This is a genomic window from Peribacillus sp. NPDC060253, from assembly GCF_042727425.1.
GTDB lineage: Bacteria > Bacillota > Bacilli > Bacillales > DSM-1321 > Peribacillus.
Genome location: NZ_JBHXAS010000067.1, coordinates 13,421 through 27,208 on the forward strand (window position 1 = coordinate 13,421; position 13,788 = coordinate 27,208).

14 protein-coding genes are annotated in these 13,788 nt (G+C 40.9%); 10 read left to right on the forward strand and 4 right to left on the reverse strand.

The window, feature by feature from the left end:
* The 8 genes from ACFWE9_RS17020 to ACFWE9_RS17055 all read left to right on the forward strand — a co-directional run bounded on the left by ACFWE9_RS17020 (position 1) and on the right by ACFWE9_RS17055 (position 7,902).
* The gene (locus ACFWE9_RS17020) at positions 1-741 is read left to right on the forward strand and encodes an ABC transporter ATP-binding protein (RefSeq protein ID WP_290370588.1); all 741 of its coding nucleotides are present in this window, start codon (positions 1-3) and stop codon (positions 739-741) included.
* A complete protein-coding gene (locus ACFWE9_RS17025; protein WP_377357816.1) occupies positions 668-1,858 on the forward strand; it encodes an ABC transporter permease in 1,191 nt (396 codons plus the stop codon). The genes ACFWE9_RS17020 and ACFWE9_RS17025 overlap by 74 nt, the downstream gene beginning before the upstream one ends.
* A gap of 109 nt (positions 1,859-1,967) precedes the next feature.
* Complete coding sequence (locus tag ACFWE9_RS17030; protein ID WP_230159115.1) at positions 1,968-2,639, forward strand: response regulator transcription factor; 672 nt, start codon at positions 1,968-1,970, stop codon at positions 2,637-2,639.
* 10 nt (positions 2,640-2,649) lie between these two features.
* Entirely contained in the window at positions 2,650-3,888 is a 1,239-nt protein-coding gene (locus tag ACFWE9_RS17035) for a sensor histidine kinase (RefSeq protein ID WP_230159116.1), read from the forward strand.
* 111 nt (positions 3,889-3,999) lie between these two features.
* Positions 4,000-4,452: a hypothetical protein gene (locus ACFWE9_RS17040; protein ID WP_230159117.1), complete on the forward strand. Its 453-nt coding sequence runs from the start codon at positions 4,000-4,002 to the stop codon at positions 4,450-4,452.
* A 294-nt stretch (positions 4,453-4,746) separates the two neighbouring features.
* Positions 4,747-5,931: a NupC/NupG family nucleoside CNT transporter gene (locus tag ACFWE9_RS17045; RefSeq protein WP_230159118.1), complete on the forward strand. Its 1,185-nt coding sequence runs from the start codon at positions 4,747-4,749 to the stop codon at positions 5,929-5,931.
* A gap of 137 nt (positions 5,932-6,068) precedes the next feature.
* Entirely contained in the window at positions 6,069-7,022 is a 954-nt protein-coding gene (msrB, locus tag ACFWE9_RS17050; protein WP_230159119.1) for a peptide-methionine (R)-S-oxide reductase MsrB, read from the forward strand.
* 22 nt (positions 7,023-7,044) lie between these two features.
* Positions 7,045-7,902, forward strand: coding sequence for an STAS domain-containing protein (locus tag ACFWE9_RS17055; protein WP_377357819.1), 858 nt, complete (start codon positions 7,045-7,047; stop codon positions 7,900-7,902).
* A 65-nt stretch (positions 7,903-7,967) separates the two neighbouring features.
* On the opposite strand, the gene ACFWE9_RS17060 is transcribed toward ACFWE9_RS17055, so the two are convergent.
* The 4 genes from ACFWE9_RS17060 to ACFWE9_RS17075 form a co-directional block, all read right to left on the reverse strand.
* Positions 7,968-9,620 carry a glutamine--tRNA ligase/YqeY domain fusion protein gene (locus ACFWE9_RS17060; protein WP_230159121.1) on the reverse strand — a complete coding sequence of 551 codons (1,653 nt, stop codon included), beginning with the start codon at positions 9,618-9,620 and terminating at the stop codon, positions 7,968-7,970.
* Between the two features lie 327 nt (positions 9,621-9,947).
* A complete protein-coding gene (locus tag ACFWE9_RS17065; protein ID WP_377357822.1) occupies positions 9,948-10,688 on the reverse strand; it encodes an amino acid ABC transporter ATP-binding protein in 741 nt (246 codons plus the stop codon).
* Positions 10,689-10,699: 11 nt separating this feature from the next.
* Entirely contained in the window at positions 10,700-11,365 is a 666-nt protein-coding gene (locus tag ACFWE9_RS17070; protein ID WP_230159122.1) for an amino acid ABC transporter permease, read from the reverse strand.
* A gap of 26 nt (positions 11,366-11,391) precedes the next feature.
* The gene (locus ACFWE9_RS17075) at positions 11,392-12,171 is read right to left on the reverse strand and encodes a transporter substrate-binding domain-containing protein (RefSeq protein ID WP_230159123.1); all 780 of its coding nucleotides are present in this window, start codon (positions 12,169-12,171) and stop codon (positions 11,392-11,394) included.
* Positions 12,172-12,857: 686 nt separating this feature from the next.
* Here ACFWE9_RS17075 and ACFWE9_RS17080 point away from each other — a divergent pair.
* Positions 12,858-13,397, forward strand: coding sequence for a DUF2599 domain-containing protein (locus ACFWE9_RS17080; RefSeq protein ID WP_377357824.1), 540 nt, complete (start codon positions 12,858-12,860; stop codon positions 13,395-13,397).
* A 37-nt stretch (positions 13,398-13,434) separates the two neighbouring features.
* Positions 13,435-13,761 carry a hypothetical protein gene (locus ACFWE9_RS17085; RefSeq protein ID WP_230159125.1) on the forward strand — a complete coding sequence of 109 codons (327 nt, stop codon included), beginning with the start codon at positions 13,435-13,437 and terminating at the stop codon, positions 13,759-13,761.
* Positions 13,762-13,788: the final 27 nt, after the last annotated feature.

Here is a 13,788-nt window from a genome sequence, read left to right on the forward strand (position 1 = left end):
ATGGCGAAACCCATCATAAAGATTAAGAACATGTCTAAATCGTATGAATTAGGCGGTGAAACGGTCAAGGCACTTCAAGATGTATGTCTTACAATCAATAAAGGGGATTTCATTTCTATCATCGGACCATCCGGATCAGGGAAATCGACGTTCATGAATATGCTTGGCTGCCTTGATAAGCCTGATACAGGTGAATACCTTCTAGATGAAAAAGAAGTAGAAAAAATGAAGGATAATGAGTTAGCTGCTATTCGTAACATTAAAATAGGATTTATCTTTCAAAATTTCAACCTGTTGGCAAAATTGACAGCGTTGGAAAATGTCGAACTTCCTCTGGTCTATAGAGGAGTAAGTGTAAAGGAAAGAATGAAGGTGGCCAATGCCTGTCTTGATATGGTAGGCCTGGGTGACCGGGTTAATCATTTGCCGACTCAACTTTCAGGAGGACAGCAGCAAAGAGTTGCGATTGCTAGGGCACTTGCAGGTAACCCTCCCGTTTTATTGGCGGATGAGCCAACAGGGGCTCTTGATAGTAAGACAAGTAAAGAAGTGTTGCAAATGCTGAAAGATTTAAACCAAAAGGGACAAACAATCATTCTTATAACGCACGACCTGGAAGTGGCAAAAGAAGCCACACGTGTCGTACGGATACAGGATGGTCAGCTATTTGAAAACGGAGGTGATTGGATTGAACCTGAGCGAATCAGTGAAGATGGCTATATGCAGTATCAAAACCAATAAAGTCCGTGCATTTTTAACGATGCTTGGGATTATTATTGGAGTTGCCTCTGTGATTGTCCTGGTTTCGATTGGACAGGGATCCTCACAGTCCGTTCAGGATGAGATCAACAGCTTGGGAACGAACTTGTTAACGGTAAGTGTCACGGATACGGATTCTGTGGAGCTGACGGATGACATAATTGAACAGTTTAAAGACCTGGACGGGATATCAGATGTTGCACCTGTTGTCACTGGACGAGTTTATGCTAAAAACGGTGAAGCTTCGGCACAAGTTTCCATGACAGGCACAACTTCTTCCTACTTATCAGTGAGGGATTTAGAGCTTAGTCAAGGCCGCTTTTTAACGGATATGGAAACGGAATTACGTTCTAAGGTTGTTGTTTTGGGGTCAGATACAGCTGATACGCTTTTTGAAAATCAAAAAGCGGTGGACCAGAGCGTTCTTATTGGCGGTGTTTCCTATCGAGTGATCGGTGTTTTGAAGTCAGTAGGCACCTCAATGGGGCCGAGCGGGGATGATGTAATCATTGCACCGATCACTACTGCCGAACGGGCTACGGGCAGCACAACAATCGGAACGGTATATTTAAAAGCCAAAAATGAGAATATCGTAGAGAGGGCGATGTATCAGGTACAAGGGACGATGACCACATCATTCCCGGAGCAAAGTGACAATTATTCGGTGTCCAATCAGGAAGACCTGATGGATACAATGAGCTCAGTTTCAGATACGTTCACTCTCATGCTTGGCGGTATAGCGAGCATTTCGTTACTTGTAGGCGGTATTGGAATCATGAATATCATGTTGGTCTCCGTTTCGGAGAGGACGAAAGAAATAGGGATTAGAAAAGCAATTGGTGCGAATCGGAAATCCATCCTTCTTCAATTTTTAATTGAAGCGATGTCCTTGAGCTGCTTAGGAGGGTTATTGGGTGTCGGAATTGGATTGGGGATAGCTAAATTGGTTTCCGTTTTTTCAACTTTAACGATTAGTTATTCATGGTCGGTGACACTGTTGGCTTTCTTATTCTCCATATTAATCGGTATAATCTTTGGCGTATTTCCTGCAAATAAGGCATCTAAATTGAATCCAATCCAGGCACTGCGTCACGAATAAATATGCAAATTTTAGGAAAGCGGCTATAAAAAGCCCGCTTTCTTTTGCTTATGAAAAAGGATAAAATCAACATATATCGCAATTGAAACGGTCAGGAGGGGAACTCTGTATGAAGATTTTGGTGGTTGAAGATAATGTTTCATTATTAGAATCGATCCGGCAAATTCTGACGGATGAATATGAAGTCGATACAGCGAATAATGGGGAAGATGGATTATTCATGGCCCTGCAAAGTATATACGATATCATTATATTGGATGTAATGCTTCCGGGAATGGATGGATTTGAAATTGTACGGAAAATCAGGGAAGCAAAGATTGATACAAGCGTCTTGTTTTTGACGGCAAAAGATGCGCTTGAGGATCGGGTCAGAGGCTTGGAGATGGGTGGCGATGATTATTTAGTCAAGCCGTTTCAAGCACCGGAACTTAAGGCCAGGATACGTGCTCTCCTTCGCAGGAGTGGTATTTTATCGTTGGAGCAGCATGTGAAGTATCGTGGAATTGAATTGTTGGAAAGAGAAAAGGATATATTGGTTGATGGAAAGATCATTAAAATGACCTTGAAACAGTATGAACTACTTGAGTATCTCATTCAGAATAATGGGAAAATATTGACCCGAGAGCAGATTTTCGACCGTATTTGGGGGTTTGACTCAGATACGACGATTGCCATTGTGGAAGTGTTCATCCATCATCTAAGAAAAAAGTTGGAACCTTTCAATTATCATAAAGATATTCAAACGGTTCGGGGAATTGGTTATATGTTAAAACAACCATAAGGGGATCATTATGTTCCAAAAAACACGGCTTCAATTAACATTATTGAATTCTATCGTCTTTATTGTCTTAATAGCCATATTAAGCAGAACGATTTATTTCTATACGGAAAATCAGATCTATAGGGATGTCAATGATTCACTTGAAAAGGATTACAGGGATTTCAATCATGGAGGCATGCCAGGCGGACGTCCGCAAGGTGAGTTTCTCTTAGGACCGGGACCGAGTGTCATCGTTTGGGGACCGGAAGATACGATCATTGAGCCAAGGCTGAGTGTAGACAATTTCATTAAGGTTAATGAATCAGAATTTTACCCTAAAAAGTTTGATGAGATTGAAGAAATATCGGTAAATGGGCCGACGTATCGTGCACTTTCCACCAAGGTCGATACGGAATATGGAGAAATGACCGTACAATTCATCCGGAATGTCGATTCTGAAAAAGATATGCTTAATCGCTTGTTGCTCATATTATTTGTTGGTGGAGGAATTGGAAGTCTAGTGGCGATAGGCGCAGGCTATCTTCTGGCAGGACGGGCTCTCATACCAGTCAAGAAATCCTGGGATCAGCAACAACAGTTTGTCTCGGATGCTTCGCATGAAATCCGAACGCCGCTTGCCGTCATTCAATCGCGGGCTGAATTGCTATTTCAATCACCGAACGCGACTATCGAGGAAAAGGCCGTCGATATATCCATCATTTCAAAAGAAGTCCGCCGATTGAACAAACTAGTTAACGGTCTTTTAACCTTGACCCGAACGGATTCGAATCAAATGGAGGTTAAAAAATCGAACTTTTTCCTCGATGACTTACTTATTGATATAGTGGAACAATATACGGATATTGCTTCTTTTCAAGAAAAATCAATAACTAGCCATGCTCCCGAACAAGTCGTGTTTCTTGGGGATAAAGAGAGAATTCATCAGCTATTGGTGATCTTGGTGGATAATGCCATGAAGTTCACGGAGGTAGGCGGGGAGATTTCCCTTTCCTGCATCAAGAATGCTTCATCCATCATTCTTTCTGTAGAGGATAATGGAAAAGGCATTCCACAGGAAGAAATCCCCTTGATTTTTAATCGTTTTTATCAAGTGGAGCAATCCCGCTCAGCAAATGAAGGCTCCGGTTTAGGTTTATCCATTGCTAAGTGGATTGTAAACACACATCAAGGAACCATCAAGGTTACGAGTGTACAGAATGAACGGACCCGTTTTGAAATCACTTTTCCGAGAAATCAAAAGAAAAATTAATCAAGTTGTCATCCTATAGTAAAAGACCCTTACTTTTTTCCTTGGTGCTTAAGGAAAAATTAAGGGTTTTTTTAGATAATCATCTTATAAGAAAATTTTGGAGGAGAATCAATGATGAAAAGACTTGGTAGGTTACACTTTTTGGTTGGAATATTGGCTTCGGTCCTTTTAATGGCACAAGCAGTTATCGGGATCCTGATGTATGTGAATGGAAGCGGCAATGAACCCATGAATCGTCAGGCGATGATGGGTCAGCCTGCTGACCGCAACACAACAGATTCCGATAGTACGGAAGATTCAACTAATAGCAGTTCTGCAACCGAAGATTCAACTACGGAAACGACACCTAATGTTACACAGGGCAATATGGGGGCAACTCCCCAAGGCGCTGGAACTCCAGGAGAGATGCCAAGCGGTGGCGGATTTCAAGGCAGAGACTCTTTTGCAGGCCAATTTATCGCCTTTTATCAAGGGGCAGGCGGCTTGGCTACATCCATCATCATCTTTGTGATTGGAGGCGCAGGGTTGGTGATATCTGTGATGTCCAGAAAAGCGGCAGCCTAAAAAGTCGATCCTCATAAAAACATGTTTCAAGGAAAGCTGCTGTTTCGTTTTCTAATAGAGAAGGTTCCTTTTGAGGGAAGCCTTCTTTTTTTATTCACGAAATCCATTATTGTCACTAATTGTTAGTATAAAAAGAGAAATAATAATTGCACTTAAAAAAATATTGGTTTAATATATACTTCTGAGAGGTACGTACATGTAGTTTGGATAAAAGAGAAAACGTTTGCATAAATTTTTTGAGGGTACCCTATTCTTAATGCACGATCATTAAATTCACCTTAGTGGAGGCAGAATATGAAATTTCTGATAGCAATTTTAGGACTGCTCATTGTTTTTGGACTAGCTTTTTTAGCGAGTAGTGACCGGAAGAAAGTTAAAATTAAACCGATTATCCTTATGGTGATCCTGCAGCTTATTTTAACTTATCTATTATTAAATACGAAGTTTGGTCTAGTGATCATCAATTCGATTGCCGATGGTTTTGGAAAACTATTAGAATGGGCAAATGAAGGGATTACATTTGTATTTGGTGGGATTGTAAACGAAGGAGCATCGCCCTTCTTTTTAAATGTCCTTCTTCCTATCGTATTCATCTCGGCATTAATCGGGATATTACAGCACTTCAAAATCCTTCCGTTCGTCATGAAGTGGATAGGATTCCTGCTGAGTAAGGTTAATGGAATGGGGAAATTGGAATCTTACAATGCGGTCGCATCAGCAATTGTCGGCCAATCCGAGGTTTTCATTACCTTGAAGAAGCAACTCGGTTCCATTCCGCCATCACGTATGTATACTCTTTGTGCGTCAGCCATGTCAACCGTATCGATGTCGATTGTCGGTGCTTATATGACCATGATTGAACCAAAGTATGTTGTGACGGCTATTGTTATTAACATGTTTGGTGGATTTATCATTGCATCCATTATTAACCCTTATACGGTAACGGATGAGGATGATATTCTCCCTGTTGAAGTAGGGGCAGAGAAACAGTCGTTCTTCGAAATGCTTGGGGAATATATCATGGATGGATTTAAGGTTGCTATCACTGTAGCCGCGATGTTAATTGGTTTCGTTGCACTAATTGCAGGAATCAACAGCTTATTCGATATGATCTTCGGCATCAGTTTCCAAGACATCTTGGGGTATATTTTTGCCCCGTTTGCCTTTATCATGGGGATACCGATTTCAGAAACCGTGACTGCAGGCGGAATCATGGCGACAAAGCTAGTAACTAATGAATTTGTTGCCATGCTGAGCCTAGGGGACGCATCAGCAGCCTTGAGCGAAAGGACGATAGGAATTGTTTCGGTTTTCTTGGTTTCATTCGCGAATTTTTCATCTATCGGAATCATTGCAGGTGCTGTTAAAGGCCTACATGAAAAACAAGGAAATGTTGTGGCTCGTTTCGGCTTGAAGTTGCTATACGGTGCGACTCTTGTCAGCATCCTATCTGCAATCATCGTCAGTGTGATACTTTAAGTAACGGTATTGATAAGAGGCACTTGGGTTTACTCCTAAGTGCCTCTTTTATTTTTGGAATTTGAAGGTGATTTGCGTGCTGGTATATAATACATAAAATGGCTGGCCATGAAAGGGAAAAGGGAGTGAGGAGGACAATGAAGGAGAATGAAACGGCAATCTTTGCAGGAGGCTGCTTTTGGTGTATGGTTGCTCCCTTCGATGAAATGGATGGAATTATTAAAGTGACATCGGGTTATACGGGCGGTAATTCAACCGCACCTAGTTATAAACAGGTGATTACTGGCTCGACTGATCATGTTGAAGCGGTTCAAGTGGTATTCGATCCGTCAATCATTTCCTATAAAGCGTTATTAGAGATGTTTTGGCAGCAAATTGATCCTACAGATGACGGTGGACAGTTCTCCGATAGAGGAAGGCAATACAGGGCAGCCATTTTCTATCTGAATGAACGTCAGAAACAGGAGGCAGAGCGGTCGAAGGAGGATTTAATGATGAGCGGTCGGTTTGAAAAGCCTATTGTTACGGGTATTTTACCCTCAGGGAAATTTTACGCGGCTGAGGAATACCATCAGGATTTCCATCGAAAAAATCAATTTCGTTATGCACTGTATCTTAGAGGATCAGGACGTGATGCTTTCATAAAAGAAAATTGGCCTAAGGATAATGCACATCTTAGAACAACCTTAACCGAGAGTCAGTTTCATGTCACCCAGGAAAATGGCACGGAGCCTCCCTTTGAAAATGACTATTGGAATCACTTTGAAGAAGGCGTTTATGTGGATGTCGTTTCTGGAGAGCCTCTATTCAGTTCAAGGGATAAGTATGATAGCGGATGTGGGTGGCCGAGCTTCACGAAGCCCATCATGTCAGCAAGTGTCAATGAAAAAGTGGATCTCAGCCATCGGATGACCCGGACCGAAGTGCGCAGCAGGGACGCTGATTCACATCTGGGACATGTTTTTCCTGATGGCCCCAGTCCTAAAGGCACGAGATATTGCATAAACTCTTCAGCCCTTCGATTCATCCCTAGAAATGAAATGGAAAGAGAGGGATATGGCGATTTATTATTGCTTTTTAAAATGAAATAATTAGTTAGATAGGGGAACAAATATGAACAAAATAGATGAGGATTTATACCGATACATCCTTGATAACTCTTCCACAATTACGGAAAGCTGGCTGGCTTTACGCGAAAGGCAGATCGGGTCGATCTATTCAGTGGATAGTGATGAAGAAGTTGAGGAGCTCCTTCGGAGACAGAACACGTTGACCATCAAGACAGTGACCAGTGCTTTACTTGAGGATGAAACGGCTTTTGTAGAAAGTATGGAGCAGTGGGCAAAACTCGTCTCGAAAAGCAGGGTTGAATCAGATACACCTATTTATGAAGTGTTGGAAGCGCTTAATAAGGTGCGGGAAACTTACTGGGGTTTTATCACTGACTATATGCTTCAGGATGATGTGGAAATTACGAAGGAAACAATCATTCGGTGGAGCCAGAATATTAATCGCGCATTCGATCAATTGAACCGCGAGTTCACTGAGCAGTATTATCTTTTGACAAGTGAGCGTTTGCTAGCTCAACAGAATCTGATTAATGAATTAGGAGCACCTGTCATTCCGATTGTTGACTCCATTGCGGTATTGCCGTTAATCGGTGAAATCGATACCTTCCGTGCAAAGGAAATCTTGGATACGACTCCAATCAAATGCATTAACAAAAATGTTTCTCACTTATTCATCGATTTATCAGGAGTCTCCCTTTTGGATACGATAGTTGCCCATCAAGTCTACCAATTGATAAGCACCCTGAACTTGTTAGGCATACAATCGACCATTTCAGGAATTCGCCCCGAAGTGGCCCAGACATCGATTCAGTTAGGTCTTGATTTTAGTCAGGTTTCGACTCAGGGAACACTAAAACAGGCTCTTGCCAAGCAAGGGATCAAACTTTACGAGGGAAATTGATAGATGTGTGTTGAGAGTGAAAAAGAACCAGAATCCTCTGAGGGACCTGGTTCTTTTCTGTGATTTTATAATTTAAAGGAACTTTTCAATCCAACAATTTGGTTGAAGACCAAGTGATCGGCGCTAGTGAGTTTGGAATCAACATTGTAATAGCCATGTCTGAAGAATTGGAATTTATCCTGAGACTTAACATCCTTCATGTTAGGCTCGACAAATCCTTGTAAAATTTCTATGGATTCAGGGTTTACCCGCTCCAAGAATGATTTTTCTTCTTCCTCTTCATTTTCCTTATCCAAAATTAAAGGCTGGTAATTACGGAACTCTGCTGAAACGGCCTGTGAAGCTTCGACCCAGTGCAAAGTACCTTTTACTTTACGGCCAGTGAAACCGGATCCGCTTTTTGTTTCAATGTCATACGTGCAGCGAAGTTCGACGACGTTACCGGCTTCGTCTTTTATCACTTCTTCACATTTAATGAAATAAGCATGTTTTAAACGGACTTCATTGCCCGGGAAAAGTCGGAAATACTTTTTCGGCGGGTTTTCCATGAAATCGTCCTGTTCAATATATATTTCACGTGAGAAAGGAATTTGTCGCGTGCCCATTTCCGGAACCTCCGGGTTGACCTCAGCATCCAGCCATTCAACCTCTCCTTCCGGATAGTTGGTGATGACCACTTTTAGGGGATTTAGAATAGCCATAGTCCGTGGAGCTTTCAGCTTTAAGTCTTCCCGCACGAAATGATCGAGCATTTGAGAGTCTACGACACCGCTGGTTTTTGCAACACCAATCTCTTGGCAGAATGCACGAATCGCTTCAGGTGTATATCCGCGTCTTCTAAGGCCTGATACGGTAGGCATCCGTGGGTCGTCCCAGCCATCCACGAAGCCCTCATCGACAAGCTGCTTCAGTTTTCGCTTGCTCATTACGGTATTGGTCAGGTTAAGACGGCCAAATTCATATTGTTTTGGTTTGCTTTCCATTTCACAATTTTCAACGATCCAGTCATAAAGCGGGCGTTGATCTTCGAACTCAAGTGTACAAATGGAATGGGTGACACCCTCGATAGCATCCTCAATGGGATGAGCAAAGGCATACATTGGGTAAATGCACCATTTGTTGCCTGTATTATGGTGTTCAGTATGGGAAATACGGTATATAACAGGATCGCGCAGATTAATGTTAGGTGAGCTCATATCGATTTTTGCACGCAATACTTTTGTGCCATTCTCGAAATCGCCGCTGCGCATCTTTTCAAATAGTTCAAGGTTTTCCTCGACTGTTCGATTTCGGTAGGGGCTATCTTTCCCAGGAGCGGTCAATGTTCCGCGATATTCACGGATTTGGTCGGCATTAAGGTCGTCCACATATGCCAGTCCTTTATTGATGAGCAAGACAGCTCTTTTATACATTTCATCGAAATAGTCGGAAGCGAAGAAAAGGTTATCCCAGTCGTAACCAAGCCATTTAACATCCTCTTTAATGGAATTGACATACTCGATATCTTCTTTCAATGGATTGGTATCATCGAATCGTAGGTTTGTTTTACCATTGAAATCATCAGCCACTCCAAAATTCAATATGATTGATTTGGCGTGTCCGATATGTAAATATCCATTTGGCTCAGGAGGGAAGCGGGTGATGATATGATTATGTTTTCCGGACTCAAGATCATCTTTTATAATATTTTTAATAAAATTCGAAGAGTTATTTTCCAACTGAATTCGACCTCTTTCATTTATATACTTCTTTTAATTTTACCTGTATATATACCATAAATACAGATATTTTTCCATGTTCGAGCCGGAATCGGGGTTTTGGGATACGTTCTGAAACCATATCATCAAGTATTTAGTTTGTGCAATCAGTTAAAAAAATATCCCTGAAACTTTTATCTTTTAATCAAGGAAACTATCTAATTGGCAATGAAAGAAAAGCAAATCCCAGGCGGGTTTATATACAAAAGAAGCAATACAGGAATTTACGCCTGTATTGCTTATAAAGATGTCCGGGACCGCAATGAAGGAGGAAATCTCCCCGCCAAATCAAAAGACTGTCGTTTGCAAGAACTCTTTTGTACGCTCTTCTTTTGGATTTGTGAAGAATTCTTTTGGCGGGCCGCTTTCGACGACCCTCCCATCATGCATGAAGACAATCCAATCGCCAACTTCTCGTGCAAAGCTCATTTCATGTGTAACGACTACCATTGTCATCCCCTCCAAGGCAAGTTCCTTCATCGTAGCCAGTACCTCCCCGACGAGTTCGGGATCCAGAGCGGAGGTAGGCTCATCAAAGAGTAGGATATCGGGCTTCATGGCAAGGGCTCGGGCTATCGCAACACGCTGTTTCTGGCCGCCTGAGAGCTTGCTTGGATAGACATCCGCTTTATCTGATAAGCCGACTTTGGCAAGCAATGCTTTTGCCTCTTCAATCGCCTGTGCCTTCGGGACCTTTTTGACGCGAGTCGGCGCTTCGATGACGTTTTCAAGGACGGTCATGTGCGGGAAGAGATAGAAATGCTGAAAAACCATTCCCACTTTCTCACGGATTTTATTAATATCATGGGTACCCGGTGTGACCTCCGTTCCTTCAATAAGGATTTGCCCGCTGTCTTTCTTCTCCAAATAATTCAAACAGCGGAGCAGGGTGCTTTTTCCTGAACCGCTTGGCCCAATCAAACAGACAACATCGCTATCCAGTACCTTCATATCAATATCTTTAAGTACATGCAGGTTCCCATACGATTTATTTAAATTCCTAATGCGAATCATTTCTTTTTGTTCCATTTCAATTCCCCCTATCGATCACTTATGGACAGTTTCTTTTCGAATAAATTGACGATAATGGTCAGGAATGCCACAAGAATCAAGTAGTAGACCGCTACAATCAGTAAATACGTCATTTCATCGAAATTATTCGAACCTAACGTGGTGGCTACGTTAAACAGCTCATTCATGGATATGAAGGCTGCCAGTGATGAATCCTTCAGCCCGATGATGAATTGGTTGCCTAGCGGCGGCAATGCGCGACGGAAGGCCTGAGGCAAGATAATTCGTTTTAATGCGAGTGAATTGCTCATGCCAAGTGAGCGTCCGGCCTCCATTTGGCCTTTGTCGATCGATTGGATCGTACCACGCAGTATTTCGGAGATATAAGCTCCATTATGGAAGGCAAGGGCAAGTGACGCCGCCCAGAAGTCTGGTAGTAAAAAGAGATTGCTGATACCGAAATAGAGTATGAATATCTGTACGATAAGCGGTGTTCCCCGTACCAGGAATACATATGTATCTGAAATCCATGCAAGAATTTTTATATTGGATATTTTTAAAAGTGCAAATAGCAACCCGATGACGATTCCTACCAATATGGAGACTACCGTCAGTTCCAAAGTGAGGAGCATGGCTCGGATGAATACGTCCGAGGAGCTAAATAATATATCAAAAAAATGTGAAAAACTTGGCAATGTAATAACTCCCTTTCTATCAATCTTTATTCAGGCTTGGTTGTGATATCCTCACCAAAGTATTTTTTGCTGATTTTCGCAAGTGTTCCATCTTCCCGGAGGTTTTCAAGTGCTTCATTGATGCGTGCAAGCAGCTGTGGGTTGTCATTAGGCAGTACGATGGCCTGCTCGCTTCGTTCGATCAATTGCCGTCCTTCGATGTCGAAACCTTCCTTGGTCGCTTCCTTGCCGGTTACAAAGTCGGTGATGACGGCATCATGACGTCCTCCGCTCAATGCTTTAAGGGCGGTGATATCACTGTCATAGGTTTTTACATTGGTTGTATACTTTTCTGCTGTGGTTGCGTATGTGGAGCCTTTAGAGGCCGCAACTTCCTTTCCCTTTAAATCCTCCACCGTTTTAATATCACTATCTTTTCGGACGAAAATTTGAGGACCTGAGTAGTAATAAGGGGTGGAGAAGGCAACATGTTTACTTCGTTGTTCATTGATCGTATGACTGGCAACCGCGGCATCTGCCCGACCGGTTTTGACACCTTCCACGATACCTTTGAATTTTATCCGTTTAGGAACCGGCTCTAAATCGAGTTCCTTGGCAATGGCATCGCCGACTTCAATATCGAATCCTGTTACGGTCATGTCATCATTGACATAACTGAATGGCTTGAATTCACCTGATGCAGCGAAAACAAACTGATCCTTATTGATCAGCTTACTACCATCCTCTAGTTGGTCTTTTTCAGCGCAGCCGGACAAAAGTCCAAGAATGACCAGAATGGATAGAATGAATGTAACGGATGATTTCATGATAATTTCATTTCCCCCTTTGAAAAAAACTAATCGAATGGTCTATACCCTTATGAGGGAGTGGATAACCTTTTTTTATAAGAAAAATAAACTGAATTTTTAAATTTCTCGTGGTGGGATATGAATGAGGAGGATGGTTTTGGCCCTAAGGGGACTGCCTATGATTTTACAAGTGTTACTAAAGTAGAAACTAGTGACTCTTGAAATAAAAGACCCTCATTCCATATCATCACTTTCTCTTTATTTACTCAAAAATGAAACTCATAGTTCCAATGTTGGAACGTTAAACAATTTACTTTTATATACAATTAAATTATTACAATTCAAAGGAGGAACTATATTGATTTAATAAAAAGTAGTTAAATGCTACCCCAGTACTACACATTTTTCGGACTCACGTAATATTGTTGATCAACATTTCAGTAAGTCATCACGTTTACGCGAGTTTCAACTCCTTAAATTCCAACTTAATTGTTCAGGAAGCTGAACAATTAAGTTCCGAAATATTACTTTTAAAAAATGGATTAAAAGCAAGCTACGCACCTGTAACTGCACTTTCAACATAATTTAATCGCTGAAAAAAATTTCACTTTAGCAGCTAAAATAATGTAGTCGCACTTCTCTTTTACGAGTGCTATGGGCCTGTTGTTTTATAGACAAACTAAAAAAATAAAAGGGGAACAACAATGAAGTTTATTAGTTTAAAAGTCTTAAGTGTAATTAGTATTTTATCATTAGGTTTTACTGGCTTTAGCACAAGTAGTTATGCAGAAAGTAATTCCACAGTAACAAACATGGAACAACTTCCTTATAATCTTATTGAAGATGTGGAAGTAATGGATTATCAAGTACAAGAAAATAACATTGTTACTGAAACAGAAGATTTCACTTCAAATATTAATCTTGATAAAAATGAAATTACATATACTGATTCAGAAGAAAATTCAGTCGCTATCTCGATAGACGACCCAGATTTAAAATTTGTTGAGAATGTTGATGGTACAATTGTTTACGAAAATGAAGAAGATGGGTACTCAGTCGATAATCAGATACTAGATGGTGGATTTAGACAGATGTTTAAAATTGAATCTGAGTCTTCTCCTAAAATATTCATTTGTCATGCTGTAAATCCATTAACAATTTACAAGTCACCTTGGAACTTAGAACCTTGGCGTCCTGATTTATCACTAGTATTAACCTATAAAAACGGATGTAATCCAAAGTAGTAGGGATACATTAGTTTTTAATAAGAGGTGATTTCATATGTATAGCAGTTCGAATCAAGCGATATTTGATCCAGGTTATATTTTTTTACTGTTAGTTATTTTAGGGATTTTCTATTTAGTATACTTTGCGTTAATTGTAGTTACTATAAAATTAAACGCTCTAAGTATAAGTAGTTTAACTATATCTTTCATTACTTATTTGCTTGTTGGATTTTATATGGCGGGAGCCGGTTATTATATGGATGAACATCCAGATTATAACTTAGTGTTTAATGGCTATGGGTTTCCGGATTTAATTTTATTGGCATTCCCTTATATCTTTTTATCTCTGGCGGCAAGTTTAGGTGAAAAAAAAACAAAATAAATAATAAATAAAAAAGCATCTCTAAAC

Bases quoted from the DNA above. Each gene is read 5' to 3' on its own strand.
- ACFWE9_RS17020 (WP_290370588.1), top strand. From the start codon at position 1: ATGGCGAAACCCATCATAAAGATTAAGAACATGTCTAAATCGTATGAA.
- ACFWE9_RS17030 (WP_230159115.1), top strand. From the start codon at position 1,968: ATGAAGATTTTGGTGGTTGAAGATAATGTTTCATTATTAGAATCGATC.
- ACFWE9_RS17035 (WP_230159116.1), top strand. From the start codon at position 2,650: ATGTTCCAAAAAACACGGCTTCAATTAACATTATTGAATTCTATCGTC.
- ACFWE9_RS17040 (WP_230159117.1), top strand. From the start codon at position 4,000: ATGATGAAAAGACTTGGTAGGTTACACTTTTTGGTTGGAATATTGGCT.
- ACFWE9_RS17045 (WP_230159118.1), top strand. From the start codon at position 4,747: ATGAAATTTCTGATAGCAATTTTAGGACTGCTCATTGTTTTTGGACTA.
- msrB (WP_230159119.1), top strand. From the start codon at position 6,069: ATGAAGGAGAATGAAACGGCAATCTTTGCAGGAGGCTGCTTTTGGTGT.
- ACFWE9_RS17055 (WP_377357819.1), top strand. From the start codon at position 7,045: ATGAACAAAATAGATGAGGATTTATACCGATACATCCTTGATAACTCT.
- ACFWE9_RS17065 (WP_377357822.1), bottom strand. From the start codon at position 10,688: ATGGAACAAAAAGAAATGATTCGCATTAGGAATTTAAATAAATCGTAT.
- ACFWE9_RS17075 (WP_230159123.1), bottom strand. From the start codon at position 12,171: ATGAAATCATCCGTTACATTCATTCTATCCATTCTGGTCATTCTTGGA.
- ACFWE9_RS17080 (WP_377357824.1), top strand. From the start codon at position 12,858: ATGAAGTTTATTAGTTTAAAAGTCTTAAGTGTAATTAGTATTTTATCA.
- ACFWE9_RS17085 (WP_230159125.1), top strand. From the start codon at position 13,435: ATGTATAGCAGTTCGAATCAAGCGATATTTGATCCAGGTTATATTTTT.